Consider the following 20,157-nt stretch of genomic DNA (forward strand, 5'->3'; position numbering starts at 1 on the left):
GAGGAGAATTAAAATGAAGAAATTATTACTTAGATTTAGATTTATTATATATGGGGCAGTAGTTGGGAGTATCCTTACAAAAGTAATGCAATTTTTAATCTCTAAAGACAACAGTTTACTTTTCCTATCATTATACGCTGCTATAGCAATTGCAACAGTACCGATTGTTATCCAATTTGATAAGAAGTTCATTAATAATAGATAAAAGTATTAAATAATATATTTGTTTTGTAAAATAAATAAAAATAAAGGGAGAATTAATTATGGGCATGTACACAGGATTACGAGTAAAGGTTACAGTAAAAGAAGAATATCGAGAAATGATTGATGATATTAATAACGGTGCAAGTTGGAGCGAATATACAGAACAATTCCCATTCTTATCTAAATACGCACAACAAAGCAGAGCAGGATTTATTCCTAGAGGTTCATTATGTTATATGCCTGATTGTTGGGAAGTATGAGATTTTCCAAATCAGTATGATGCTGATGGATTCAATAGGAATATTAACTTAGAAACAGGATATTGGACGTTTCAATGTAGCTTGAAGAACTATGAAAGTGAGATTGAGCAATTTTTAAAAGAGGTTTTACCGTTTATTATTAGTGACTCAGAACATATTGAATACTTGTATGAAGAGGATTACGAAGGAACTTTGTACGAGTTCAAAGAAGGTAAAATCGTAGAGAGTGGAAAAGTAGTTGAATATTGATTTTATAGTGAGATACGGAGTGGAAAAATGTGAATATTTTTTACGTTTATAAAATTAAGTATAGTTGTTATACCGAGAACAGAGGAATGATTGTGGTTGCGAGAGACTGGAAAAAGGCAAAAGGCATTGCAATGGATAGATGGAAAGATCAGAACAGAAGCAATGTGAAAGTAGAAGAAATCAAACTTAGCGAAGGTATAATTTGTGATACGGATTATATTTTGAATACTGATAAGTTTAATTAACAATTAAAACGGGAAATACATAATAAGTCGTATATAGAGAGTATTGATAATAGATGTGTTGTTGATAAAAAATTCCTATGTTTTAAGACAGAAATTAAGTTAACCAGTATTTGCAAATAAAGATTAAATTGGCTTATCAAATTGACTTTACTATGTTTCCATGATACCTTCTATATAAACTGTTGGTTTAAATTATTGTCTTATTTAATAGACTAGAGGTGCTATCATGGCGAATAGTAAAGAAAAAGATAACAGAGATAACTATCATTTAAGTCCTATTATAGGAAAAAATATGAAGGCTTTTCGAAAAGCAAGAAATCTTACTATGGAAGAAGTTTCTACACGTACTGGTGTATCAGCACAAGCTATAAGCTTATTTGAACGATCAAAAAGAATGCCTTCACCTACAGTATTATTGAAATTAGCACTTGCTTATCAAGTATCTGAAGATGAATTAGTAAAACTTAGAGAAGAAACAATAATAGATACTGTTAACACCTATAAAGAGTTGACGCCAGTAAGTATTCGCAATGAATTTGATAGAATAATGAACTCCAAAGACAAAGATGGTTCATTTGCTCACTATAGTGATCGAGATGACTTTCTATCATTAGGTGATGGAGAGTTCGCAACAGATAAAGAACTAACTTTAGCTAAAGCGTTTATACTCACACTTCGTTCAATTGAAGAGTAGTCATATTTAAATGCGTTTAATATCAAAATAAATAATCAAGAGTAGGGGGAATTATCCTTACTCTTTTACTTTTATATAATAAAATACATAAAATATATTGTATTAATGTTTGTTGTGTGGTAATATTTAGTTAAATAATAAAAGGAGTGATTGAAATGAATGAACTAGAAAGAATTAAATACCTACAAGGATTGGCGGATAATGGATTAATAAGTGAATTTAATAATGATGATATTATTTTTCTTCTTGGTATTGCAGGACAATTAGAACAAGTTGCAATTGAATTCAATCCAATGCTTAATGAAGGACATATGAATGAATATGCTAATGCATTTGAAGCTTGGTCTAATATCAATAGTGAGTTTGGCTGCAAACTTTAATTACATAAAACCAATATATTATTGAAAAATAAGTATTAACTTTATGTCAAAAATAACAAATTAACAATAAAAATATGCTATTAGGAGTGAGGAAAATGACAAGGACAACATTAACAGTAAAGCAGATACATGAATTAGGATTATGGGAAAAGGTATGTGAATATAAAGGTTGGGATACTTGGATTTTAAATGAAGGAAAAATCGAAGAGGACGAATTAGTTGAGTTTGATTCTGAATTTAAGAAAGAAATTAAGCTAACTGAAGAACAAGAGTTAGCAGAGCTTCTTCATAGTAAATTGTGTACATGGAATCATACAGATGGTTGTGCATGGTATTACCATACAAACGATTGGACGGAAAGAACACACAAAAGATATCTAGCTAAGGCTAATAAGCTGCTAGAAACAGAAGTGTATATTGAAGATATAAAGAAAGTTATTGAAATCATTAGTAATTAAAATTTACAAAGATTGTGTAATATCATGCTTTTATTAAAATAAATACATAAAGGAGATGTGCTTCATGAGTGAAACATTAGTTCAACGAGTAAATAATGTAATTAAGGATTTCAATAAAACGCCAGAAGAAAGAATAGAATTTATTAACACATTAACAGAAGAAGAAATGAGAGCAATTTTTATAGATATGTGTAATATTTGTGCATACAAAAGTAAGAATGAAGTTGAGTAATACTAAACTTTTATGAAAGGATGATTGAAATAGCTAGAGGATTTGATTATACAACAACATTAGGTGTATGTTGGTCAAAACGTGAAAATGACTTTAATATCTATTACCCAAGAAAAGTAGATGGTTGGGTAATGCACGATTTATTACGAAGTGATGAATTTAAAGAATTTAAAGAAGAAGTTAAAAATCGAGGATATGATCTTGAAACACTTAGATTTTCTGTAAAGTTAAAAGATAAGTATGTTAAGTAAAAGAGACTTATTAATTAAAATACATATTAAAGGATTGGTAAAATGAAGGTAGATTACATTTCAGATTCACATTTAGATTTTTATATTCGACATGATGGAAATTATAAAAAATGGGAAAATAAAACTCATTTATTTTTAGAAAAGTTATTACCAGATACTAAAGGAGAAGTCCTAGTTATTGCAGGTGATTTATCGCATTATAACATTCAATCGAAATGGTGTTTAGAGTACTTTTCGAAACAATATGAGCATGTATTCTTTGTGCTAGGAAATCACGATTACTATTTAGTTTCAAACGGACAGCGTGATAAATACAAGAAGAAAAGTAAAGAACGTGAATACGAATTAATGACTTTGATTGACACATTAACAAATGTAACGATGCTTAAAGATTTTAAAGTTTTTAATTATAAGGATTTAAAGTTTGCAGGATCAACTTCATGGTATCCATTAACTGAATTTAATGATGTTAATTTCTTCAATACAGTATCGAATGATTCGAGATTAATTAATGGAATGGATATAGGAAACGAAAATTATCATGAAGGATTGGCATATGAAAATATGGAAGAAGTAGATGTATTAATCACACATGTACCTTCTATTTTAATTAATAGTCACCATAAATATGGCAGCTCATCGTGTTATTTAAACGAATTAAAGCAGATTAAGGCAAAGTACAATATATTCGGTCACTGTCATGAACAAAGTGTGTACGATAAAGCAGGAATTAAATTCTACATTAATGCTTTAGGTTATCCAAATGAATGGTTAAATCATATGAATCCACTTGAATACAGCAAAGAAGAACGCCAACAATTCGCTGCAGCTTGGAATACGATTAAGACATTTGAAATTAAATAATATAATATTGGATTTTTGTTAAATAATGGAGGAATGTAGTATGGAGATATCAAAGAAAGAATGGGAAAAACAAGTAGAGAAAAAAGAATGGTACTATCTTGTTGAAAGTCACGGTAGTAAAATCACTAAAGGTATATTAGCAAATACATATAACTTCTTTAGACCATTAGATGAAAATGGTGAGTTTGAAATGTTCAGCACTGGTTACAATTCTAAAAATTTGTTTAAAGATCTGATCAAAGCAGAAAAGAGAGCGAGATATTTAAATAAACTATATTTCAAACTTTTTAAACACCAACCTTTCCTGAAAGAAGAGCTGTTATCAAGTAATTTAAATAAGCTACTTGAAATAGAAAAAAGTATAACTAATCAGTTGTTAGAGTACCCTAATTTTGACGGTGTTGACTTCTGCGATGTCAGTGCAGGTGGAATTCAAATTAGAGGACATCATAAAGAAATTAACGGATATACATACGGAAATCAACCTACAATCAAATACGATTTCTCGAATTACAAAGAATGTATCAGTGATTTTATAGAAATGTGGAAACATCAAGATAATGAAGAGAGTGTAAATTCACAGAAAAAGTTCATAGAACAAGGTAAAAAATACGGTTGGGATTAAATAAAATCGCTCTATCATTAAAAGGAGGTTATTTTGATGCTTATTTGTACTTTGCGAAATGATAAAGGTGAATACATTTCAATGAGTGGAGGTAAAACTACTGATTGGTTTCAAGCAAGTAAATTTCCTGAAGAAGATGCAGAAAAAAGACTAAAATACATAGATGATGAATTTAAATTAGTACGATTTGATATATGGGAAATTAGCGAAAGTGAACTTAAACTTAATAAAGAAGCTTGCGAACAAATATTAAAATTATTTGAAGATAAAGACGAGAAAACACCCTATTTCAAAGGGTATAAACCAAAAGAATATTTCAAAACAAAATAATACAGTCATTTTATGAAATAAGGAGGGCTTTATTTGTACGTAGTAGAGATTAATTATCATTATTCTAAGATGAATGAGTTACATATCTTTGATGAATTAAAAGAAGCAAATTCATTTTTATTCGATAAAGGATTCTTTTATGATTCTGGTGATGAGGAATATGATTTGTGGATTTATAATCAATTTACAACTGCTGAAGTTAGAAAAAAGTAGGTGGTGATTATTATTAAAAGATTCACAAATGATGATGTAGAATATGTTAAAAGCTTATTGAATTATAGATACGCTGATTGCGATGTGAAAGTTATTCATAATTTTTGCTACTTAAGATTCGTATTATCAGAAATAAAATCAGTACCATTACATACTTTATTTAAAGAGTTTATAACATGTTTAAAAGGCAGTCCTAATGGAGTGTATAGCCGTTACACTAAAACGACTTATATATTTCCTAAAATCATATATAAAAATACATGGATTGAAACAAGAGATTTCCACAAGATGCTTTGTAGAGTAGTGTTAATTCATGAGTTGCGTCATTACTTTCAGCACATCTACATGAGTACTGATAAATGGGATGAGGAAAGAGCAGAAAATGATGCTAGGAAATTCGAAATAAAGATGCTTTTAAGGAAATATGATGAATTAGAGAGATTAAATACATAAAGTATAAGAGGGAAGATGACGATATGGCAAATACAGTTTGCTTTACGGGGCATAGACCTAATAAATTAAATGGCTATAATCCAAAAGATAATTCCGAATTACTATTTAAATTACGTGACATTATAGTGGATCACATAGAGAATAAAGAAGTCTATACATTAATTAGTGGAATGGCTTTAGGAATCGATATGTGGTCAGCTAGGATTGTATTGAAGCTTAAAGAAAAATATCCTCATATTAAATTGGTCTGTGCTGTTCCATGTGATAAACAATACTCAAAATGGTTTCAAACAAATATCGATGAATGGCATGACATTATTGAAAAAGCAGATGATGTTGTTTATGTATCAAAAGAACCTTACACAAGTTGGTGTATGCAGAAACGTAATGAGTACATGGTTGACAATTCAGATTACGTAATAGCTATTTGGGATGGAACTAAAGGTGGTACAGGTAATTGTGTAAAGTACGCACAGAGTAAGAATAAACCTATAACTACTTTACATCCAAAAACGCTATTAATTACATAAAAAACTGTTTGTTAAAAATTAAATGAAATGAGAAACTAATTATGAACTGGGTTAACACTGTGAATAGGATAGAACAAATTAAAGAAATGATTAATCAAAATAATGAATACTATCAAAGTGTAGTGGGAAATGAGTATATCATTGACGATTTTGGAACAGCAGCTAAAATAATTAGGTTTGACCAAGAATCTCTGATGTTTAATTTATCAGTAGTGGATGGTTATAAAACATGGTGGGATGGAGCTGAGGATTTTCTAAAGAGTGTAATAGCTAAACAATACTTATATAAGATATAAATATTTAATAAAAACAAAGTATTATAAAAACGAAAGAAGGTTGATGATTTGAAGTATACAATTCAATATGAACATTTAGAAGATGAATTGGTAAATGATGCTGATTCGAAATGGCATTTCGATGAAGTGAAAAATTATGCTAACAAATACAGTTTAGAATTATCAGATGTAGATTTTAAGCGTTTTTTAAAACTTCAAAAATCAAATAAGGATATAGCTTGGATGATGCACATAATGAGTGTATATAAACAGTCATTTACAGACACTCTCATATCTTATATTACATATTAAAAATTACATAAAACGAGCCTATTTTGAAATGAAAAGAGGTGAACTATTTGGCTAGGATTCTTATTGGATCGAAGAGACAGTTGAAAATGAGAAATAATCTAGAAAGAGCTATTACAATTATTACTTTCCCACTCTGGATTCCATTTTAGTTACTAATGATGACTACGTATTATATATCTGATTTCTTGGAATTTAAATTTTTCAGTTGGTTAGAAGAAGGACTAGATATAACTTCGTTTTATCTAGTTAAGTGGTTTGTTAAATAATAAATAAAGGAGAGTGCAAACTATCTATAAATTAAGTGAAATTGTTAATCACTACAAAAATATAGTTGATATAGATTACAATTCACATCAGAATGGAATAAAATTAATTCTTTCGATGTAAGTTAAAAAAAAGAAATTGAGTATGTAAGAGGGCAACTGGTTTTCCACGCCAATTGTTAGTCCCTCCGCGGCAAAATGCCGATATGTATTACTAATATACCATATTTTTAAAAAATGTACATATAAAATTATCTAAAAGGAGAAAAGAAATCTAAATGTTAAAATTCATTGGTTCAGGAAGTGCGTTTAATACAAAATTAGGTAATAATTCAGCTTATTATAAATCAGGTAATCAATTGCTCTTAATTGATTGTGGTAGTAACATATTCCAACGTATTAAAGAGAATAACTTGTTAGAAGGTACTGAACATATTCATGTTTTAATAACTCATACACATGCAGATCATGTAGGAAGTCTTGCTGAATTAATTCTATACACATATTACTCTCATGGAGATTTTGCTAAAAATAAGATAACAGTTTATTCACCTAAAGACACTAAAGTTTGTAAAATATTGAAACATAATGGATGTGTTGGAGGGTTTCATTTTACAGCTCATGATTTAAAGAATAATTATGCTGAAATTGAATCTATGTCTATCGATGTTACTTTTAATAAAAGCAACCATGTCAAAGAATTAATATCTTATTCTATTGACTTAGTTTTTAATAATAAAACATCGGTATTCTACTCAGGAGACATTAGTGAGTTAAAAAAAGACGTAATTAACTACATTGAAAGTAGTAGCTACATTAGTACAGATATAGCATATATTGATACTTGTAAAGCTGATTACAAAGGTAATGTGCATCTATCCTTACGTAAATTAAGTGAATTAATTAAACCTGAGTATCGTCATAAAGTTTGGTGTATGCATTTGGATGAAGGTTTTATTCGTGAAGAAGCTGAAGCGTTAGGTTTCAACGTGGTATCTAATGAGTTGTAGTTGTATAAAATGAGAATATTATAATGGTTTGGAGGTATGATATGAATAAATATTTGGTGGAAATAGATTTACTTAAAAGTTTTATACAGCGCAAGATTGATAAAGAGAATTATGTTATAGAGATTGACAATGATTTGTTTGGTTATGGAATTGGAGCTAAAGAGGCATACAGTACAGTTTTGAGCTTTTTAGAAAGGATCAAGCGTGACATTGATAAAGGAGAAAATACATAATGAAACATAAAATACTCAATGATTTAACTCTAATAAAGCCAAAAATAAAAGGAGAGTCAGATAAGTATAGTTGGAATTTTTTTAAACATTTGAATAAGATAAAAGATAAAGAGATCAAGATTTACTATCACACACGTAGTTATATTAGCGGTGAACCAATTACATTTAATGAAAATGAATTTTTAATAGGAAATGTGATAGTCGTTAGAGGTGTAATAAAGAGCAATGGCGGACTAATTGGCTGCGCATTATCAAATGTCTTAAGAGGCGGTAAAATTGAGGATTATTGGTACAGTAACATACATAATGATTTTTATGAAATAACAGATGAATTTTTCAACCTGTATTTAGAGAAAGGTCGTTGTTTATTTGACGCTAATCATAATGGGTGGTTAGCGCATGATGACGACAGATTTACAACTTATGATAAATATAGAATATGTAATTACTGTGGTAAAAGACAAAATAAAAAAGTAGAAAAAGTTTGTGAAGAAGTGACTAACTGGATTTAATAATATTTATCTTTTATTGATTATACTTGATCTTTTCATTGCATAAATTAGAACTAATGTTCTATAATATATAAAACAAATGTTCTTATTTTATGCAAGGAGAGAGACTATGTTAAAAGACAGAGGAAGTCAAAAGTGGACAGCATTGATGCTACCTGAGCATTTAGTTGAAATTCGAAAATGGAAGCAAGAGCAGTTTTACGATAAAAAACGAGAATTAACCGAGTGGGAGTTAGAGGAAATAGAACAGACAATACAACGAGCTGCAGCAATGCAAAAGCATATTACGTTAACTCTGTGGAACAGTAATCATCTACAAGACAAGACTGGTCTAGTTACAGGTATTGATCCGTATAAAAAGGAACTACTACTGGATACAGACATTTCTGTAAAACGTATTTCATTTTACGATATCCAAGACGCAAAGTTGGTGGACGCTGATGATTAGACCAGAGGATCGTAATGATGTGTATGAGTATATAAAATTAGACATGGCTATTCGTTCCTTGCAACATGATTATTCATCACTTGAAAAGTTAAAAATGTCAAAAGTTTATTTAAATATTATAGATAAATTGTTAAAAGACTTGAGAAACGATTTTTACAATAAGAAACGTATGCTTGCCAAGAAAAATATTGAGATAGTGAAGTGGATAAATGTAAGTGAATATTTTAGTGATGTCATTATAAAAACAGGTGGGGAAGATGAAATATTGAACTATGCTAAGCAAGCACTTAAGTCTCATACTGAAGATCTAATACAACGATATTTAAATAAATGATATTAAAACAACTTATTTACCATTCATACCTTGTATTTCTTGTATTTTTACACTTTCATTCATGAGATAATGGTAAATAAGGAGATGATATAATGATATTTACTCCAATTAAACCAATGCTTTTGCATATGGGTAACACTGATGAAATAATAGATAATCCTGAATGGATTTACGATATAAAATGGGATGGTTGGCGCATCCTTTTGCATAAACAAGGAGACAAAGTAGAAGTTTATACTCGTCATGGGAATAATGTAACTGCTAAATTTCCAGAATTACAAGCTGCAGGACAATCAATTCATGAACATGAAGCAATTATTGATTGTGAAGGTGTAGTTTTACGGAATGGTATATCTGTATTTGATGATTTTGCATATCGAGGTAGACTTTCAAATAAAGAGAAAATTGAACAAGCTATGTTGACTCATCCTACTACATTTATTGCTTTTGATGTGTTAACGACAGATGAATCTGTTATGAGTAAACCATTAGTGGAACGAAAAGAAATACTATCATCAATAATCGAACCTTCGAATAATTTGTTGATCACACCTTCTGTAGTGGGCAATGGTAATGATATCTTTAAGTTAACAAAGGATAAAGGTATGGAAGGTATTGTAGGAAAGCGAAGTGATTCTACTTACAAAACTAACCATCGCTCAAATAATTGGCTGAAATATAAACATTTCAAAGTAACGGATGTTGTTATATTAGGCTATAAAGAAAACCCTTTTACAATGGTAGTTGGTACACAATTAAGTAATGGCAAATATAGACCTGTTGTAAATGTAGAGTTTGGCTTTAAACCTGATGAAAAAAGAGCATTTAGAGAAATAGCTAAACAAATTGTAACTAGTGTGGAACGAGATGTAATGTGGCTAGAACCAAGATTATTCTGTAAGGTACAGTATCTTGAGAAAACAAGCACAGGGTCATTAAGGATCGTTTCATTTAAAGGGTTTAATTTTAATAAAGTTCATGAATAAAGTATTTAACAGTCACTCAATATTAAATGGGTGGCTTTTTCTTTTATAATATTTCCCTTTTATAAAATTAAATAAAGAAATACATAAATAATACTTGATTTTATGTATTTCTTTATTTATACTTAGGTTAAGAAATCAAGTATTACTAAATATTAGGAGGTATTTAAGTGGATAAATTTTTATTAGATGAGTGCATGGTTGAGCATATTGAGTACATGCGAAATCAAGATTGTTCGTCTTTGTATGGAATTGTTAAATCTATACACGAAACATCTAACAGTGACTTATTTAACATTCATTCGGAGGCAATACTAAAGTATTTTAATGATTTTGATGAAAAGACAGACGATGACAATTTCATGAAATGTTTACTTGGTCATTATGAAATAAAACAAAGCCCTGAAGAACAAATAAAGGATTTCTATAATAATGTCATTATTCCAAAGACAAAAGATGTTGATTCAGAAAGTTACGTTGAAGGAACAATAGAGGCATCAACAGTAGAGAAGGTTCTTAGAATGATGGGTAGATTGGATATAATTAAATAATTTCCGTACTTGATTTAAAAAATTGGTGGTGATCGAATGAAGAAATTTAGAGTATATGTTCAAAAAGATAGTTATGAAACATATGATGTTGAAGCAGATAATGAAAACGCTGCTAAACAAGAGTATAAAACAAAAGGTATTAAGATCGGTGAAAATCATACTGTTATTTCTGAAACAGTTGTAGAGAAAGAAGATTAAATAATAATTCTATTTAATAAATAGGGAGTGATTACATGTTCAAAATCCAAAAAATATTTAATGGTAATAGGGGTTGCTTCAGTTGGATTAGGTTTATTGATGAATGTAATTTTGGAAAAAGGTGTTTCATTATTGTTCCTGACGTCATTAACGTTTAGTTTTGGAATTAGCACCATCATACTCAATCTGATAGTTTTAATTGTATTTAAAGTAATTCGATTCGGAGAGAGTGGTGACAATTGATGAATATCTTTACTTCAAGAATATTAGACAATATTATTCTTAAAATTCTAATGTACATAGATTTTCCAGAAGATAGATATACTGAAACAATCGAAAATAGAAAGCTAAAAGAAGAACTTAATGAGTTTAAGTCAGCCAGATATCTTGAATTAGTTGAAGAAAATAAGAAAATAAAGCTTGAAATAGAAGAATTACAAAAAGAAAAAATAGCAAAACTTGAACATGAGAATAAAATATTAAAATTGGAATTAACTAAAACTAATGAGTTGGTAGTTGCAAATAAGGAGAACTCATTACAAACAATAGAATATAAAAATAAAATGAAGCCAGAAATATTCAACCCGATTGAATCAGATAGCTTTAGGTATACTAATGGATATTTAAAATTATATAAAGATGGATACATGACAAAGACATTACAAGTTAGCGCAACAGAATTATTTTCTTTCCTTCAAAATTTAATTCCAGAAGCAGAGATTTCCATAAGTAGTATAAATGAAGTTAGGTTGATCATAAGGGATAATGACAATACATACATAGATGCCAAACCTATATTCTTGAATGAAAAAACTTTCGTTAAACCAATACACGTTTGGGTAAATGAAAGTATCGCTAAAAGAACTATTAAGAAATGGAGTTGGGATAGCTATGAAGAGAATAAAGCGATATTTTAATAGGCTGTATTTGGAGAAAAAACAATTACAAGAATTAAAAGAAGATAATATTAAATTAGAAAATATAAAAAATGAATTATTGGTTTCTCAATATCAGTACGATATAAACTTTCCAAACATTAATGTACCTCTAGATTTAATTGATTACGATGAAATCATTTCATTTAAAATGATTGATGATAAGAATATAAAAGTTGATTTAGAAAGCGATACAATAACTGTATTTGTAGTAGATAATGATAAATTTTTTACATTCTTAAAACGTACTTTCAGAGGATTAATGACATCGCTTATCGACAGGGAAAAATTGATACTCAGTAATAAGACAGGTTTCCAATTAATATTAGATTTAGATCGTACTATTGTAGTTGAAGATGTAAAACGAGAGTACTGGAGATATTTTAATAATTAAATAATAAAATAATAATTCGTTTTATAAAAAGGAGAAATAAAAATGAAAATAGCAAAAGTGAATTTTAATCTGATTAGTAATTATCGTACAAACAAAAAGAAATTTTACTTTAACACAGATATAGAAGGTTTAGAAAAGGGAGATATATTAGTTGTAGATAGTCAAGGAAAAGAGCAGTTTGCAAATTTCTTAGGTTACTATGATGGTCAACGAGAAGCATCTAAGAATGTAATTCGTAAAGCAGCTAATGAGGAATTAAATGTTTACTGGACGACGGTTGAGGACAACTTGCTAAAATATCCATTATACATATCAGATGAAATTTATAATCAATACCGATTTAAATTCAATAACAATTTCTCAACAAGCAAAGAAGAAGCAACTCTCAAATTAACACGAAATGTATTGCTTTCTAATAACTTTACAAAAGGTAAAATTGTTAAGAATAATCATGTGTTTAACTACGGTACACAAGAGATCCTTGTAAAAGGAAATGAAATTATTTCGGTAGGAGTTGATAAGAGCAATGTGGAATTTAACATTTCAGGCGAACGTAGAGAATACATAGAAAGCAAACTTAACTTAATTAATTTCAGTGCAAATAACAGTGAGCTTTACAAAATTAAACCACCAACAAAAGAAGAGTTAACATCTAAAGGGTTTACTAATCGAATAAAATTAAAATCTAATCAGACAGTTGAAAGTTTAACGAAATATGGATTTAGTAATCATCATGAACCAACTTTATATTTCTGTAGAATACTAATTGATGATATTTCATTTAGTATAAGCGTAGATAAGAAGTCACTATGGATTAAAAATATAGATGTGTTAGATGAAAATTTCTTACAACCTTACGATTATCAGCGCATATTAATGAATGATATGAATCACAAATACGCTAGAATGGTGTTTGATAAAGTAGATGTTGTTTTAAATAAACTACAAAATGATGGTGTTATTGAAGGATATACAAGAGGTATTTATATTTAGTTAATAAAATAATTAATAAAAGGAGATGTAGTGCGTGGAAAATAAGATTACAAAAGAAGCTTCAATGCATTTAAATCAAGCAAAAGATGTGATTTGGAATGCTATGAACTCAATGATCAAGAAGCAAGGATACAGCGACTTAACTTTACACTTAGAGGGTTCGTATTACGAAATATGTGATATCTTAAAGAACTCTGAAATTGTTGACACTGAAATTAAATCTAAATAATAAGTTAATATTATATAAATAAATACAAAATCAGGAGGATGTAAAATGAATAAAAATTACAGAGAAATTATGTTATCAGCAGGTAGTACAATAGAGGATGCAGTTAATTATCTGCTAGAGTTTAAAGAAAAAGGTATTTTAGCACGTGCAGTCTTTAATGGTAAGGTTCTTTATTCTGATACTGTAACAATGGACAGTGCGTATTTAGATATTATAGGAAAAACTAAATCAGAATTTGATAAGGAGCAACAGGAACGAGCAGAAAAGTATGAAAAAGAGAAACTAGAGCACGAAGCAATGATTCCAGAGCTTACAGAAATTTGGATAGAAAAAGGTAAGTCAATTCTGGAAAAAGATAAATGGGATTATTGGAGTAAAATCGTACCAGTTAGACTCAAAGATTTGTATCGAGGAATGGAACTAGGTAGTTGTTTAGATATAGTAAAAGTATTGAATAACGATGGATCATTCGACGATGCCAAGAAGTTATTAGAGGATCAAGGTCATTCAGGAATGTCATTTGGATTGGTTTGTGCAATGGTTAGAGAGTTTAGTGATAAAGGTAATGAATTTGTTGAGTACGTTGGATAGGTTAGTTTTCATTAATATAACGATATCATCAAAAGGAGATGTAGTGATGTTTGAACATAAATTACAACCTGAATTAAATTTAAATGAAGTGTTTCAATTTATGCAAGAATTTAAATGTGACTTTATTAATCGTTTCTGTGAAATTATTATCGATGAGCCTACAAATACATATGTAAGTATTAATGAGTGCAAAAGTTTAGAGGATGTTAAAGCAAGAATTTTAATGTCGATGTGCAGACCAATTGGTAAAGGATTAGAGATAAGTCATGCTAATCGATTACTTGAGCGATTCAATAAGTATTTTAATGTTAAGTTAACACGGAATGATATGCTAAAAATTTATAGAGATTTATGTTACAGCAGCAAGTTAGAAGAAAATAAAGAGTTCATTAAACGTGGATTTCCAGTACATGAATTGAAGGATGATGACTATTGATTTTATAGGAGGTATATATGGAAAGAATCGAATTAATAACTAAATTGAAACATGTCCCTAAAAATACAGAAGTTTATATATGGGATACAAGTACACGGCAGTATATTGATACTTTCTTTATTTGGGAAGAGGGTCATGACTATAGACATTTTATTGACTTAGATTACTTACATAGTAAAGAACATAAGCATCTTAACAAAAGGTACACTGTGGGAGAGTTTATTAATGATTTGAAACAAACGTATAAACGGATGGATCAAAACTATGCAAACACAATTACGGTGAATGTAAATAACAAGAAGAATGAGAATACTGCTAATTTCGATTTGAAATACAAAAATGGCAAACTGTATCTAGTAGGTAGAGTTCCTAACTGGAAGTTATGGTCGAAAGTAGTTAAATAATAGAACGCTTTTATAAAAAGAAAGGAGGACGTTGTATGAAGCAAATTACAAAAGTAGTAGTTAATAAAGGGCAAATTAACATCTATAATTCTAGTGAAATTGTAGACAAGAGAACGCACTATGATATTGTTTTTAATGACTTTTACAAAGGGTATACCGACTATTACATTAATAAAGAATATGTTTCCAGTAACAGTTTACTTAAAGGACAGTTAGGTTATACAATGTACATTTCTACAAGTAAATTTAACAAGAATAAAGATTATTGGATTAATTTACTTGTAGATACCTATAAAAGTAGGTACGGTTCTTTTAAATGGTATAGAGAGCCTGTAATTCAATAATAATTTCATTTTATAAAAGAAAATACATAAAAGAGGAGATTGACGATGTTAATTATAGAAACAAATATCAGTTACAATGACCATAAAGAAATTGAAGACCACCAATCACGAATTATTGAAGCGAACTCTTGGGAAGAATATATTCTTACATATCAAAATAATAAACCACAAAACTATAATGGTACAATGTGCGGCTATAACTTTTCTCGTTTTGGAAAAATATTGAACTTGTCGTATGACGACTTTCATCTAAGTTGTGATATCTATAATCCTATTACAATCACTAAAAAGATGGCTTACAGATTAGAAAATGAATATGAATTAAATCATATAATAGGAGGATCAATAAAATGAACGGATTTACGCTGCAACAATTAGAAAAGCTACGTGACGATTTAAGTTATAAAGCTAATAACTCAAATTCTTCTTATGACAGAACGTATTTTATGGCTCAGGCTAATTTAGTTATTGATATGGTTAGGGAATTAAATGGAATGTCAACTGCTACAAAGTTCTAGAAAGGATGAATATTGAATGGAAGAAGAATATATCATCAGATTTGAAAATGGAACGTATTTTAAAGCTTCATTATTAACAGATTGTCAGACCATTATCAAACAAGTTGAAGTTCTAGAAGCTCAAGTATTTGAATCATTTCAATTCATTAATGATTGGATTAGAACTTTGAATAAATTATCTAAAGAAAATATCGATTATGTAGACTATAAGGTTGAAGGTGTGTACAAAATTGTTTTTGAATCCTATGAATATAGAGTAATTGAGAAGGTTAAATAATAGTCGCATTTTATTAGAGATAGGGGTGTTTGGAATGAAGAATATAAAAAGAATTAATCTGGTTTCAATTAAAGAAAATGAACATGATGTAATAGGTCAGGTAGATTATATTGCAGAAAAAACTTATATTGAATGCAAAGCATACATTCCTTGTTCATGGAATACTGACGGAAGTGTAGCAAGTAGAGACTTTTTTGCAATCGCTAGTGTTAAATGGGATGGATGTTCACACTTCTGGTTCAAAGGCGAAAGATATCCATATGAAGAGGATGGATATTATCATGTGTGTGGAACAAATACATATTTGAATCATATGAGAATGATGCAGTTTATTCTTGAAGTTGCAGTAATGGAAATTGGTGATAAATTCTTTGACTTGGAATTGAATGATTTAAAGAAGTTGCGTAAATTTGGATTACTTGATGATTATAAAATGCAAAACTGTGACATTGAAAGTTGGGAGTTAAAAGATCTAAACAATGAGTGGGAAGTTAAATAAAAGCCGTCTATTATGAAAAATAACAGGTAAGGGATGAAATTAATGACATCAAATAAATCTATGTGTTTTAGATGTGAGGAGTTCACAGAGTCAATTGAGTACAAGTGTGTCCAGTGTATGCAATTCAAGTTAATTGACACTATCTATGTATTAGATAAAGAAGATATTGTAGAGGATGATGTGTAAAAATGAGTTATGGATTATTTAGAGGTGACGAACATATCTACACGTATGACTACAAACATGTAGCCGAAAAACAAGCGAGATCACTGGGTTCAGAGTTTTATGTAAGAGAATTAACATTCGATGAGTATTATAAGAGGATGAAAGAAATTTATGTAGAAGGTAAGTATAAATAAATTTAAAAGGAGAAATACAATGGATTATTCATCATTCGACTCGCTTATGTCTCAAGTAAAAGAGAAGGATATGTATATTATTAAGAACGACAAAGCAGTTCCGAATAAAGCATCGGAAATGGAATGGATATTACGATATGGTAGTGATGAGGAAGTATTAAAGAATAGATTGTATATTGCTCATATTGTTAATTTATATTGTGAAAATAAATAATTACATAAAACAGATGTATTATTGAAAGAAAATAGGAGTGAGTACTGTGAGAAAATTTATAATAAGAGTAGAACAAAATGGTGGAGAGTATTCAGGTTTAACTTGTATTAAATGTAACAGCATTAATTTAGATCGTGTAGATAAAAATATTCTAATTTGTGATGATATAGAAATCCAATACGATGAGTTAATAGAAATGATTCACGAAACTGATATAAATGATAAATTAAACGTTAACGACTATGCAGTCATAGACATGGATGAATATAAAGAATTATACAGTATCTATAATTAAGAATTTTTATAATAGAGATATTTTATTGGAGGAATTGAGATGGAAGATGTTATGCAAAGATATGTAGTCAAGGCTAGTCAACAAGACTTTTTTTTACTTCTATCCATATACAGAAGATAAGAATAAAATCCAAGATAATATTAATAAAGCTGAAAGAAATTGTTTTATCGCTGATTTTGGTCGCATTAGTGAAACGATTATTCAAGATTTTTCAGGATTATATACAGAAGATGATTATTCTATATATGAAGGCGACGAGATTTATTGTGAGAATACAGAAGTAATAGGCTTTGTAATAAGAAGAGATGGTAAGTTTTATATTAAAGAGCATGAATCAAATATTGAATATGGAATGGATAAATCAATGAACTATTTATATGCGGAGCAGGAGGAAGAGTCCTACAATGAAGAATGGTGGGAAGATGATTATGCGTGTGAGAACTATTGTTGTAAATGCTGTGGCTGCACATGTTAATAAGATAGGTAAGTAGTTATTTCATGTTAAATAGTAATCTTTGATTGAATTGGAGTGTATTGAAAAGTCATGACAAAAGAAAATAAGCTGAGTATACGATTAAATGGTTCATTATCTAATAGACGCTCTAAAAGAGAAGTAGATAATTTACTGTTTGCTATAAATGATTACGTTGGATTAAAAGAACAACTGAATACATTGCTGAAAATTGATTCGAAAATTAAATGATAGGATTCTTTGTGAAAGGTTGGTACATATATGAATGGTTACGTAATGAAAAATGAAGATGGTAAATATTTATCAATGAGTGGAGATCCAACTGATAACTGGTTTAAAGCTAGTAAATTTGATGAGTTAGGAATTGAATCTCGTGAAATGTACTTGAAATGTGGATACGAGTTGTATAGTTTCGAAGTTAACGAATACAAGACTCCTCTTAAATTATGCGGTGAATATTGTGGGAATAAATATAATGCAGAAATTAAACAAGAAGGTGTATTCTTTGGATGTGAAGTATGTAATAAAAGGCAACCATTAGATAAGGTTCTAGGATTTAAATAAAACTAAATATCATTAAATGTACATTACGAAGTTTGGACTAAACCTATTAACACCTCCTAATTGTATTATTTTAAACAAAAATGCATATAACTTAATTAGGAGGTGTTATATGTTAGTCGACGGTAAAGAATTAAGCAAAAATAAAAGACATCAATTTATTCCTAACCATAAGAAGACGAATAATAGTAGGGAAGAATTAATTAATAATCTAAAGGAAAGTAGTAAAAAAGAAGAGGATAACAAAAGTGAACAATTTGATGATAAAGAAAAGTTGAATAATGAATTAGAAAAGTATAAAAAATTATACAAAAGTACCAAAAAGGAGTTGAGTGAAAAGGATGAAAAATTACAAAATGAATTTCATAAAAAACAAAATTATTTAAAAAACGAAATATTAGATTTACAAAAGGAAATATCTTCATTAACTAAGAGTAGAAATGAAACATTAAAAATAATTACCGATAAAGAGAATGAAATTTTAAAACTAAATAAAAAATTAGAAACTATTAGTGAATATAGATATGAATTAAAAGCAGAAAAAGATAAAGTATATTTATTACAAGAAGTTATTGATTCGAAATTAAATAGTATAGAAAAAGAAAGTTGTAAAATCGAAAGAGTGTTACAAGATATCAACGATGTTAAAAGTGTAATGGGAAATCTAACTATTCAAAAATACAAAAATCAAGTGAGGATTTTGAAAGATGAAAAGATTGATTTGTTAGAAAAAAATAAGAAACTTTTTTATGAAGTTGAATTTTTAAAAACGGAAAATGAATTATTGAAAAATGAGAACAAAGTAAGTTGTAAAAATAGAATAAACTATTTAATAAATAGTATTGATGATACAAACTGGTCAGAATATAAAGATTCCATGACATTATATAATCTATATTTACATTATCAAAAAGAATCAATAATAAATAATAAAGATTCTTTATCCTGTTTATTTGGGCACCTTAATGAAGAAAAGAATGTCTTTGTATCAATAGATGGTGATGAGTATCTGGTCAGCGACATTCTATTTGAAGGGGAATACTTAGACAGTATGCCTTCAAAAGCAATTCCATTAGAAGATGATAATAACAAGGTTATAATAACTCAAATATATAACAATGAAGAAAGCTACAAGACAGAAATGCAATTGGTTATTGATTTTAACAGAAACAATAAAAAAGAAAAAGAAAGTAAATCATATGAGCGTTTAGGGGACGAAAGGATAACCTTTATAACATATATTAATGGAAACAAAATAAAGGATTCCATAGCGAAGTATGGGTTCGATACAGAATGGATTAATCCCAGTGAAAGCTCTCTTGAGGTAACTAGAAATAAAATATTCAATAGTGATTTAACTGTAATTTATCCTAATTATTGCTCTCATGAAATTGTATATAATTTTGATAACAATGATCACAATATACTTTATGCATATTCATTTAATGAGATTTTGTTGATGAAGGAAATTATGAAAGTCATTAAAAATGATGATACATACATATAGGTGTGTATCATCCTCTAACGAT

At 28.8% G+C, this 20,157-nt stretch carries 40 protein-coding genes; all 40 read left to right on the forward strand.

Features of this window, described 5'->3' with window-relative positions; genetic code table 11:
* The first annotated feature begins 13 nt into the window (after positions 1 to 13).
* The 40 genes from MOK21_RS10785 (at position 14) to MOK21_RS10980 (ending at position 20,135) form a co-directional block, all read left to right on the forward strand.
* Positions 14 to 205: a hypothetical protein gene (locus tag MOK21_RS10785; RefSeq protein ID WP_249073943.1), complete on the forward strand. Its 192-nt coding sequence runs from the start codon at positions 14 to 16 to the stop codon at positions 203 to 205.
* A 58-nt stretch (positions 206 to 263) separates the two neighbouring features.
* Positions 264 to 464, forward strand: coding sequence for a hypothetical protein (locus MOK21_RS10790; RefSeq protein WP_249073944.1), 201 nt, complete (start codon positions 264 to 266; stop codon positions 462 to 464).
* Positions 465 to 545: 81 nt separating this feature from the next.
* Positions 546 to 713 carry a hypothetical protein gene (locus MOK21_RS10795; protein ID WP_249073945.1) on the forward strand — a complete coding sequence of 56 codons (168 nt, stop codon included), beginning with the start codon at positions 546 to 548 and terminating at the stop codon, positions 711 to 713.
* 29 nt (positions 714 to 742) lie between these two features.
* Complete coding sequence (locus tag MOK21_RS10800; RefSeq protein WP_249073946.1) at positions 743 to 958, forward strand: hypothetical protein; 216 nt, start codon at positions 743 to 745, stop codon at positions 956 to 958.
* Between the two features lie 226 nt (positions 959 to 1,184).
* The gene (locus tag MOK21_RS10805; protein ID WP_249073947.1) at positions 1,185 to 1,652 is read left to right on the forward strand and encodes a helix-turn-helix domain-containing protein; all 468 of its coding nucleotides are present in this window, start codon (positions 1,185 to 1,187) and stop codon (positions 1,650 to 1,652) included.
* A gap of 155 nt (positions 1,653 to 1,807) precedes the next feature.
* The gene (locus tag MOK21_RS10810) at positions 1,808 to 2,032 is read left to right on the forward strand and encodes a hypothetical protein (protein WP_249073948.1); all 225 of its coding nucleotides are present in this window, start codon (positions 1,808 to 1,810) and stop codon (positions 2,030 to 2,032) included.
* Positions 2,033 to 2,127: 95 nt separating this feature from the next.
* A complete protein-coding gene (locus tag MOK21_RS10815; protein ID WP_249073949.1) occupies positions 2,128 to 2,490 on the forward strand; it encodes a hypothetical protein in 363 nt (120 codons plus the stop codon).
* A gap of 64 nt (positions 2,491 to 2,554) precedes the next feature.
* Positions 2,555 to 2,722, forward strand: a complete 168-nt coding sequence (locus MOK21_RS10820) for a hypothetical protein (protein WP_249073950.1) — start codon at positions 2,555 to 2,557, stop codon at positions 2,720 to 2,722.
* Between the two features lie 20 nt (positions 2,723 to 2,742).
* Complete coding sequence (locus MOK21_RS10825) at positions 2,743 to 2,973, forward strand: hypothetical protein (protein WP_249073951.1); 231 nt, start codon at positions 2,743 to 2,745, stop codon at positions 2,971 to 2,973.
* Positions 2,974 to 3,015: 42 nt separating this feature from the next.
* Positions 3,016 to 3,837, forward strand: a complete 822-nt coding sequence (locus MOK21_RS10830; RefSeq protein WP_249073952.1) for a metallophosphoesterase family protein — start codon at positions 3,016 to 3,018, stop codon at positions 3,835 to 3,837.
* Between the two features lie 40 nt (positions 3,838 to 3,877).
* Positions 3,878 to 4,462 (forward strand): hypothetical protein, encoded by a 585-nt coding sequence (locus MOK21_RS10835; RefSeq protein ID WP_249073953.1) that lies wholly within the window; start codon positions 3,878 to 3,880, stop codon positions 4,460 to 4,462.
* Between the two features lie 36 nt (positions 4,463 to 4,498).
* Positions 4,499 to 4,792 (forward strand): hypothetical protein, encoded by a 294-nt coding sequence (locus MOK21_RS10840; protein WP_249073954.1) that lies wholly within the window; start codon positions 4,499 to 4,501, stop codon positions 4,790 to 4,792.
* Positions 4,793 to 4,825: 33 nt separating this feature from the next.
* A complete protein-coding gene (locus tag MOK21_RS10845) occupies positions 4,826 to 5,005 on the forward strand; it encodes a hypothetical protein (protein ID WP_249073955.1) in 180 nt (59 codons plus the stop codon).
* A gap of 476 nt (positions 5,006 to 5,481) precedes the next feature.
* Entirely contained in the window at positions 5,482 to 5,988 is a 507-nt protein-coding gene (locus MOK21_RS10850; RefSeq protein WP_249073956.1) for an SLOG family protein, read from the forward strand.
* Positions 5,989 to 6,029: 41 nt separating this feature from the next.
* Positions 6,030 to 6,284, forward strand: coding sequence for a hypothetical protein (locus tag MOK21_RS10855; RefSeq protein ID WP_249073957.1), 255 nt, complete (start codon positions 6,030 to 6,032; stop codon positions 6,282 to 6,284).
* Positions 6,285 to 6,332: 48 nt separating this feature from the next.
* A complete protein-coding gene (locus MOK21_RS10860) occupies positions 6,333 to 6,575 on the forward strand; it encodes a hypothetical protein (protein ID WP_249073958.1) in 243 nt (80 codons plus the stop codon).
* Positions 6,576 to 7,116: 541 nt separating this feature from the next.
* A complete protein-coding gene (locus MOK21_RS10865) occupies positions 7,117 to 7,848 on the forward strand; it encodes an MBL fold metallo-hydrolase (RefSeq protein WP_249073959.1) in 732 nt (243 codons plus the stop codon).
* Positions 7,849 to 7,889: 41 nt separating this feature from the next.
* A complete protein-coding gene (locus tag MOK21_RS10870; RefSeq protein WP_249073960.1) occupies positions 7,890 to 8,081 on the forward strand; it encodes a hypothetical protein in 192 nt (63 codons plus the stop codon).
* On the forward strand, positions 8,081 to 8,593 hold the full coding sequence (locus MOK21_RS10875) for a hypothetical protein (protein WP_249073961.1): 513 nt from the start codon (positions 8,081 to 8,083) through the stop codon (positions 8,591 to 8,593). The genes MOK21_RS10870 and MOK21_RS10875 overlap by 1 nt, the downstream gene beginning before the upstream one ends.
* Before the next feature lie 109 nt (positions 8,594 to 8,702).
* A complete protein-coding gene (locus tag MOK21_RS10880; protein WP_249073962.1) occupies positions 8,703 to 9,041 on the forward strand; it encodes a YolD-like family protein in 339 nt (112 codons plus the stop codon).
* On the forward strand, positions 9,034 to 9,375 hold the full coding sequence (locus MOK21_RS10885; protein WP_249073963.1) for a YhjD family protein: 342 nt from the start codon (positions 9,034 to 9,036) through the stop codon (positions 9,373 to 9,375). Before MOK21_RS10880 ends, MOK21_RS10885 begins: the two co-directional genes overlap by 8 nt.
* A gap of 92 nt (positions 9,376 to 9,467) precedes the next feature.
* Positions 9,468 to 10,361, forward strand: a complete 894-nt coding sequence (locus MOK21_RS10890; RefSeq protein ID WP_249073964.1) for an ATP-dependent DNA ligase — start codon at positions 9,468 to 9,470, stop codon at positions 10,359 to 10,361.
* A gap of 167 nt (positions 10,362 to 10,528) precedes the next feature.
* Positions 10,529 to 10,909 carry a hypothetical protein gene (locus MOK21_RS10895; RefSeq protein ID WP_249073965.1) on the forward strand — a complete coding sequence of 127 codons (381 nt, stop codon included), beginning with the start codon at positions 10,529 to 10,531 and terminating at the stop codon, positions 10,907 to 10,909.
* Positions 10,910 to 10,945: 36 nt separating this feature from the next.
* A complete protein-coding gene (locus tag MOK21_RS10900) occupies positions 10,946 to 11,107 on the forward strand; it encodes a hypothetical protein (RefSeq protein ID WP_249073966.1) in 162 nt (53 codons plus the stop codon).
* A 239-nt stretch (positions 11,108 to 11,346) separates the two neighbouring features.
* Positions 11,347 to 12,024, forward strand: a complete 678-nt coding sequence (locus MOK21_RS10905; protein ID WP_249073967.1) for a hypothetical protein — start codon at positions 11,347 to 11,349, stop codon at positions 12,022 to 12,024.
* Complete coding sequence (locus tag MOK21_RS10910; RefSeq protein WP_249073968.1) at positions 11,999 to 12,436, forward strand: hypothetical protein; 438 nt, start codon at positions 11,999 to 12,001, stop codon at positions 12,434 to 12,436. The genes MOK21_RS10905 and MOK21_RS10910 overlap by 26 nt, the downstream gene beginning before the upstream one ends.
* A 42-nt stretch (positions 12,437 to 12,478) precedes the next feature.
* A complete protein-coding gene (locus MOK21_RS10915; RefSeq protein WP_249073969.1) occupies positions 12,479 to 13,429 on the forward strand; it encodes a hypothetical protein in 951 nt (316 codons plus the stop codon).
* Positions 13,430 to 13,463: 34 nt separating this feature from the next.
* Positions 13,464 to 13,658: a hypothetical protein gene (locus MOK21_RS10920; RefSeq protein ID WP_249073970.1), complete on the forward strand. Its 195-nt coding sequence runs from the start codon at positions 13,464 to 13,466 to the stop codon at positions 13,656 to 13,658.
* A gap of 45 nt (positions 13,659 to 13,703) precedes the next feature.
* Positions 13,704 to 14,249: a hypothetical protein gene (locus MOK21_RS10925; RefSeq protein ID WP_249073971.1), complete on the forward strand. Its 546-nt coding sequence runs from the start codon at positions 13,704 to 13,706 to the stop codon at positions 14,247 to 14,249.
* Between the two features lie 46 nt (positions 14,250 to 14,295).
* Positions 14,296 to 14,685 (forward strand): hypothetical protein, encoded by a 390-nt coding sequence (locus MOK21_RS10930; protein WP_249073972.1) that lies wholly within the window; start codon positions 14,296 to 14,298, stop codon positions 14,683 to 14,685.
* 17 nt (positions 14,686 to 14,702) lie between these two features.
* Positions 14,703 to 15,089 carry a hypothetical protein gene (locus MOK21_RS10935; protein WP_249073973.1) on the forward strand — a complete coding sequence of 129 codons (387 nt, stop codon included), beginning with the start codon at positions 14,703 to 14,705 and terminating at the stop codon, positions 15,087 to 15,089.
* A 35-nt stretch (positions 15,090 to 15,124) separates the two neighbouring features.
* Positions 15,125 to 15,433, forward strand: coding sequence for a hypothetical protein (locus MOK21_RS10940; protein ID WP_249073974.1), 309 nt, complete (start codon positions 15,125 to 15,127; stop codon positions 15,431 to 15,433).
* Between the two features lie 45 nt (positions 15,434 to 15,478).
* The gene (locus MOK21_RS10945) at positions 15,479 to 15,787 is read left to right on the forward strand and encodes a hypothetical protein (protein WP_249073975.1); all 309 of its coding nucleotides are present in this window, start codon (positions 15,479 to 15,481) and stop codon (positions 15,785 to 15,787) included.
* Positions 15,784 to 15,951 (forward strand): hypothetical protein, encoded by a 168-nt coding sequence (locus MOK21_RS10950; RefSeq protein ID WP_249073976.1) that lies wholly within the window; start codon positions 15,784 to 15,786, stop codon positions 15,949 to 15,951. Before MOK21_RS10945 ends, MOK21_RS10950 begins: the two co-directional genes overlap by 4 nt.
* Before the next feature lie 16 nt (positions 15,952 to 15,967).
* A complete protein-coding gene (locus MOK21_RS10955; RefSeq protein ID WP_249073977.1) occupies positions 15,968 to 16,228 on the forward strand; it encodes a hypothetical protein in 261 nt (86 codons plus the stop codon).
* A 34-nt stretch (positions 16,229 to 16,262) separates the two neighbouring features.
* Positions 16,263 to 16,727: a hypothetical protein gene (locus tag MOK21_RS10960; RefSeq protein ID WP_249073978.1), complete on the forward strand. Its 465-nt coding sequence runs from the start codon at positions 16,263 to 16,265 to the stop codon at positions 16,725 to 16,727.
* Positions 16,728 to 17,105: 378 nt separating this feature from the next.
* Positions 17,106 to 17,300 (forward strand): hypothetical protein, encoded by a 195-nt coding sequence (locus MOK21_RS10965; protein WP_249073979.1) that lies wholly within the window; start codon positions 17,106 to 17,108, stop codon positions 17,298 to 17,300.
* A 46-nt stretch (positions 17,301 to 17,346) separates the two neighbouring features.
* Positions 17,347 to 17,595 (forward strand): hypothetical protein, encoded by a 249-nt coding sequence (locus MOK21_RS10970; protein WP_249073980.1) that lies wholly within the window; start codon positions 17,347 to 17,349, stop codon positions 17,593 to 17,595.
* A 748-nt stretch (positions 17,596 to 18,343) separates the two neighbouring features.
* A complete protein-coding gene (locus MOK21_RS10975; RefSeq protein ID WP_249073981.1) occupies positions 18,344 to 18,631 on the forward strand; it encodes a hypothetical protein in 288 nt (95 codons plus the stop codon).
* Between the two features lie 109 nt (positions 18,632 to 18,740).
* Positions 18,741 to 20,135 carry a coiled-coil domain-containing protein gene (locus tag MOK21_RS10980; RefSeq protein WP_249073982.1) on the forward strand — a complete coding sequence of 465 codons (1,395 nt, stop codon included), beginning with the start codon at positions 18,741 to 18,743 and terminating at the stop codon, positions 20,133 to 20,135.
* Positions 20,136 to 20,157: the final 22 nt, after the last annotated feature.

The organism is Lysinibacillus sp. BPa_S21, assembly GCF_023337795.1.
Lineage (GTDB): Bacteria > Bacillota > Bacilli > Bacillales_A > Planococcaceae > Lysinibacillus.

Excerpts from the sequence above, each read along its gene's own strand:
- MOK21_RS10785 (WP_249073943.1), top strand. The coding sequence starts at position 14 with ATGAAGAAATTATTACTTAGATTTAGATTTATTATATATGGGGCAGTA.
- MOK21_RS10790 (WP_249073944.1), top strand. The coding sequence starts at position 264 with ATGGGCATGTACACAGGATTACGAGTAAAGGTTACAGTAAAAGAAGAA.
- MOK21_RS10805 (WP_249073947.1), top strand. The coding sequence starts at position 1,185 with ATGGCGAATAGTAAAGAAAAAGATAACAGAGATAACTATCATTTAAGT.
- MOK21_RS10810 (WP_249073948.1), top strand. The coding sequence starts at position 1,808 with ATGAATGAACTAGAAAGAATTAAATACCTACAAGGATTGGCGGATAAT.
- MOK21_RS10815 (WP_249073949.1), top strand. The coding sequence starts at position 2,128 with ATGACAAGGACAACATTAACAGTAAAGCAGATACATGAATTAGGATTA.
- MOK21_RS10820 (WP_249073950.1), top strand. The coding sequence starts at position 2,555 with ATGAGTGAAACATTAGTTCAACGAGTAAATAATGTAATTAAGGATTTC.
- MOK21_RS10825 (WP_249073951.1), top strand. The coding sequence starts at position 2,743 with ATGATTGAAATAGCTAGAGGATTTGATTATACAACAACATTAGGTGTA.
- MOK21_RS10830 (WP_249073952.1), top strand. The coding sequence starts at position 3,016 with ATGAAGGTAGATTACATTTCAGATTCACATTTAGATTTTTATATTCGA.
- MOK21_RS10835 (WP_249073953.1), top strand. The coding sequence starts at position 3,878 with ATGGAGATATCAAAGAAAGAATGGGAAAAACAAGTAGAGAAAAAAGAA.
- MOK21_RS10840 (WP_249073954.1), top strand. The coding sequence starts at position 4,499 with ATGCTTATTTGTACTTTGCGAAATGATAAAGGTGAATACATTTCAATG.
- MOK21_RS10850 (WP_249073956.1), top strand. The coding sequence starts at position 5,482 with ATGGCAAATACAGTTTGCTTTACGGGGCATAGACCTAATAAATTAAAT.
- MOK21_RS10855 (WP_249073957.1), top strand. The coding sequence starts at position 6,030 with ATGAACTGGGTTAACACTGTGAATAGGATAGAACAAATTAAAGAAATG.
- MOK21_RS10865 (WP_249073959.1), top strand. The coding sequence starts at position 7,117 with ATGTTAAAATTCATTGGTTCAGGAAGTGCGTTTAATACAAAATTAGGT.
- MOK21_RS10870 (WP_249073960.1), top strand. The coding sequence starts at position 7,890 with ATGAATAAATATTTGGTGGAAATAGATTTACTTAAAAGTTTTATACAG.
- MOK21_RS10875 (WP_249073961.1), top strand. The coding sequence starts at position 8,081 with ATGAAACATAAAATACTCAATGATTTAACTCTAATAAAGCCAAAAATA.
- MOK21_RS10880 (WP_249073962.1), top strand. The coding sequence starts at position 8,703 with ATGTTAAAAGACAGAGGAAGTCAAAAGTGGACAGCATTGATGCTACCT.
- MOK21_RS10885 (WP_249073963.1), top strand. The coding sequence starts at position 9,034 with ATGATTAGACCAGAGGATCGTAATGATGTGTATGAGTATATAAAATTA.
- MOK21_RS10890 (WP_249073964.1), top strand. The coding sequence starts at position 9,468 with ATGATATTTACTCCAATTAAACCAATGCTTTTGCATATGGGTAACACT.
- MOK21_RS10900 (WP_249073966.1), top strand. The coding sequence starts at position 10,946 with ATGAAGAAATTTAGAGTATATGTTCAAAAAGATAGTTATGAAACATAT.
- MOK21_RS10910 (WP_249073968.1), top strand. The coding sequence starts at position 11,999 with ATGAAGAGAATAAAGCGATATTTTAATAGGCTGTATTTGGAGAAAAAA.
- MOK21_RS10915 (WP_249073969.1), top strand. The coding sequence starts at position 12,479 with ATGAAAATAGCAAAAGTGAATTTTAATCTGATTAGTAATTATCGTACA.
- MOK21_RS10925 (WP_249073971.1), top strand. The coding sequence starts at position 13,704 with ATGAATAAAAATTACAGAGAAATTATGTTATCAGCAGGTAGTACAATA.
- MOK21_RS10930 (WP_249073972.1), top strand. The coding sequence starts at position 14,296 with ATGTTTGAACATAAATTACAACCTGAATTAAATTTAAATGAAGTGTTT.
- MOK21_RS10935 (WP_249073973.1), top strand. The coding sequence starts at position 14,703 with ATGGAAAGAATCGAATTAATAACTAAATTGAAACATGTCCCTAAAAAT.
- MOK21_RS10940 (WP_249073974.1), top strand. The coding sequence starts at position 15,125 with ATGAAGCAAATTACAAAAGTAGTAGTTAATAAAGGGCAAATTAACATC.
- MOK21_RS10945 (WP_249073975.1), top strand. The coding sequence starts at position 15,479 with ATGTTAATTATAGAAACAAATATCAGTTACAATGACCATAAAGAAATT.
- MOK21_RS10950 (WP_249073976.1), top strand. The coding sequence starts at position 15,784 with ATGAACGGATTTACGCTGCAACAATTAGAAAAGCTACGTGACGATTTA.
- MOK21_RS10955 (WP_249073977.1), top strand. The coding sequence starts at position 15,968 with ATGGAAGAAGAATATATCATCAGATTTGAAAATGGAACGTATTTTAAA.
- MOK21_RS10960 (WP_249073978.1), top strand. The coding sequence starts at position 16,263 with ATGAAGAATATAAAAAGAATTAATCTGGTTTCAATTAAAGAAAATGAA.
- MOK21_RS10965 (WP_249073979.1), top strand. The coding sequence starts at position 17,106 with ATGGATTATTCATCATTCGACTCGCTTATGTCTCAAGTAAAAGAGAAG.
- MOK21_RS10975 (WP_249073981.1), top strand. The coding sequence starts at position 18,344 with ATGAAAAATGAAGATGGTAAATATTTATCAATGAGTGGAGATCCAACT.
- MOK21_RS10980 (WP_249073982.1), top strand. The coding sequence starts at position 18,741 with ATGTTAGTCGACGGTAAAGAATTAAGCAAAAATAAAAGACATCAATTT.